This window comes from Algoriphagus zhangzhouensis, from assembly GCF_900148515.1.
GTDB lineage: Bacteria > Bacteroidota > Bacteroidia > Cytophagales > Cyclobacteriaceae > Algoriphagus > Algoriphagus zhangzhouensis.
Genome location: NZ_FRXN01000011.1, coordinates 1 through 3,227, shown reverse-complemented (window position 1 = coordinate 3,227; position 3,227 = coordinate 1). Strand labels below are relative to the sequence as shown.

The following is a 3,227-nucleotide window of genomic DNA, read 5'->3' as shown; positions in this document are numbered from 1 at the left end:
GGCAAAGAAGTGACAGCCGAGTCGATAGATCCTACCCCGGTAGATCCTGGAGTGACGGATCCGGATTGTGAGGGAGATTGTACGATTACGATCTTAAACATTAAGCCTTCAATTGGTTTGGCGAAGTCAGACAACGGAGCTGAAGTGAAGGCTGCAGGCGATGTGATTGTCTACACCTTGACGGTGACCAACACGGGTAATGTAAGCCTGGACAATGTGACGATCACTGATCCATTGACCGGATTGGAGGAGAACATCGGTACTTTGGCAGCAGGAGCGACCGTATCGATTGACACCGAATATGAGGTGACTCAGGTGGATGTTGAGAATGGCAATGTATTGAACAAGGCGATTGTGACCGGAGAAGGACCTGAGGGAGAAACTGCGGGAGATGAAGATGAGATTGAAACTTCAATTGAAAGACTTCCAAATATCTCACTGACGAAGGAAGTGGATCTGGAATCTGTAAGCAGAGAAGGTGTAGTGTTGACCTATACACTAACGGTGACTAACACAGGTAATGTGACACTATCAAGTGGCGAGTTGACGGACCCCAAAACAGGAATGATTGTACCGGGTATTACCTTGGCACCTGGAGAGTTCAAGACCTTCATAACTACTTATACTGTGACCTTGGAGGACTTGTTGAGTGGTGAGCCGATTTTGAATATTGCTCAAATTAAAGCAATTGACCCTATTTCTGGCCAATTTGTTGAGGCTCAAGATCAGGCTACAGTGAATGTAAACCTTGAGCCAAGTATCAGTATTAAGAAAACAGCAGATGTTTCCGAAGTGACCTTGACTGGTGATGTGATTACCTACACCTTGGTAGTGACCAATACGGGAACTGCACCATTGGTGAACGTGGTGGTGAGTGATCCATTGACAGGATTTGAAGAGACCATTGTGCTATTGCTTCCAGGTGGAACCAGAGAGATTATTACAACTTATACAGTTGCGGCAGATGATTTCTTAGAAGACGATCTTGTTAATACTGCAACTGTTAAAGGGGAACTGCCAGGTGGAGATTCCATTGAAAATTCAGATTCTGCCACGGTAGAATTGAATCCGGAGATCATTGCGAATGATGATGACTATGGTATTCATACTGTGAGTTTCGGAGGTGTATTAGGTAACATATTAGACAATGATCTCTATCTAGGTCAACGCCCTGATCCAGCTGATGTTGATTTTGAATTTGTGGACTTAGGTGGATTGCAAGGACTATTGATTGATGAGGAAGGAAATATCAGTTTGATACCAGGGTTGAATCCGGTTGGAGAATATCTGCTCCAATACATCTTAAGGGATAAGGATAACCCAGACTTGTTTGATTATGCCTATGTAACTATTGAATTGGTATATGATGATGTCAACTTGAAAATCACAAAAAATGCTCTTTCTGAGGAGGTGTTCGAAGGGGATGAATTTGAATATGAGATTACAGTCAGCAACATCGGAGGATATGTAGCACATGATGTGATAGTTACTGATGACTTACCGAATGGGGTGACTTACCTCAGCAACCGTGTAGAAAGCAACAGTCATGATGTAGGAATTGTGACTTCATTTGATGGAAGCAGGATTGTTTGGACTGTTCCAACCTTCCCTGCGGATGCGACGATCACCTTCAGAATCCGGGTAAAAGCGGGAGCTGCCGGTTCTGTGACCAATGTTGCCTTTGTTGGATCTGAAGAGAATGATTTTGATGAAACAGACAATCAGGACAGTGATGTTACGGAAATTCAACCGTTCCACATTCCAAATGTGATTACTCCTAACAATGACCGAGTAAATGACACATTCGAAATTCAAGGGCTTGAAAAGTACGAACGAAATGAGATTGTGATTTTCAACCGATATGGAGACCACTTATTGGAAGAGGAAAACTATAAGAATGATTGGGATGCTCCTGGTCAGGTAGCAGGTACATATTTCTATGTTTTAAAAGTTTGGGATAGTAACAACCAAGAGCACGTGTTCAAGGGTTGGATAAAAGTTGTAAAAGGAGTAGTACTTGATTAGTAGTATTATGAAAACATTCTTTAAAATCATTGGAATGATCCTTCTGGTGGCCTTATTGGCCACCGGAGGGACTTTTGGACAGCAGCTCCCGCAGTTCAGTCAATATATGTTTAACGGATTGCATATCAACCCGGGCTATGCAGGGTACAAGGGAGACCCATATCTGCAGTCAACATACAGAACGCAGTGGATCCGGTTCCCGGGTTCTCCGGAGACCTTTACGGTGACCGCGGACCTGAGTGCCAATGAAGGCAGGATGGGCTTTGGAGTGTCCCTGATGGGAGACCATATCGGACCTACCCAGACCAATTCAGCTTTGCTGACCTATGCCTACCGAATCCAGACCGGGCAAAGAAGCTTCCTGGGATTGGGTGTAAGTGCAGGTGTATCTGAATATGCGATAGATGGCTCTGAACTGGATCCAAATTACTGGCCAGATGAAAATCTACCAGAAGGTAGGGTAAATATGTTTACACCGAATATGAATACGGGCCTGTTCTTTCATAATGACAAGTTCTATGCAGGCTTCAGTGTTTACAATATGATCGGCAAGAAAGCACTGGAAAGAGAGGATATTGCCCTGGCTTACCACGATTTCCATTATTACCTGACGATGGGAGCCTTGTTTGATTTGGGATCCACGGTGAAGTTCAAGCCTAGTTTCTTGATTAAGGAAGTAAAAGGAGCCCCGACCAATTACGATCTGAACGCTATGTTCCTGTTGGGAGAAAGACTTTGGCTGGGCGGTTCCTACCGATCCAATATGAAGATCTGGAATAAGAACTTGCCAGGGGGATTGTCAAGAAGGAATTCTTTTGCGCTGATCACTGAGATTTTCCCGACAGAAAGAATACGGATCGGCTATGCCTATGACCATAACCTGAACGTATTACAAGACTACAGAACGAATTCCCATGAATTGTCAGTGGGTTTCTATCTGATACCTAGAGTTGCAAGAATGAAAAACCAAAGATGGTTTTGATTATGAAATCGAGCCAACATGAGCAAGGCAGCACCGCTATCATAGCTTTAGAAGAAAAGGTTCTTTTGGATACGGTTTTTGGAAAACGAGATTCCATGTGGCCGATGAAAATCAACAGCAATCACATGAAAAAGACATTGACGATACTAAGCATTTCAGCAGCCTTATTTTTGGGAAATGTAGGAGGGGCAGAGGCGCAAAAGACCAAAGTTCGGTATGC

The 3,227-nt window shown here is 43.8% G+C and carries 3 protein-coding genes; all 3 read left to right on the top strand.

The genetic code is table 11. The features are described from left to right. On the top strand, nucleotides 1-2,025 hold a 2,025-nt coding region (locus BUF13_RS20410; RefSeq protein ID WP_083586542.1), incomplete at its 5' end, for a DUF7507 domain-containing protein. Nucleotides 2,026-2,032: 7 nt separating this feature from the next. Beyond that, nucleotides 2,033-3,007, top strand: coding sequence for a PorP/SprF family type IX secretion system membrane protein (locus tag BUF13_RS20405; RefSeq protein WP_073573682.1), 975 nt, complete (start codon nucleotides 2,033-2,035; stop codon nucleotides 3,005-3,007). Between the two features lie 2 nt (nucleotides 3,008-3,009). Further along, nucleotides 3,010-3,227: hypothetical protein (locus BUF13_RS20400; RefSeq protein WP_134204620.1), on the top strand; the 218-nt coding region annotated here is incomplete at its 3' end.

Coding starts and splice junctions, on each gene's coding strand:
- BUF13_RS20405 (WP_073573682.1), top strand. CDS start 2,033: ATGAAAACATTCTTTAAAATCATTGGAATGATCCTTCTGGTGGCCTTA.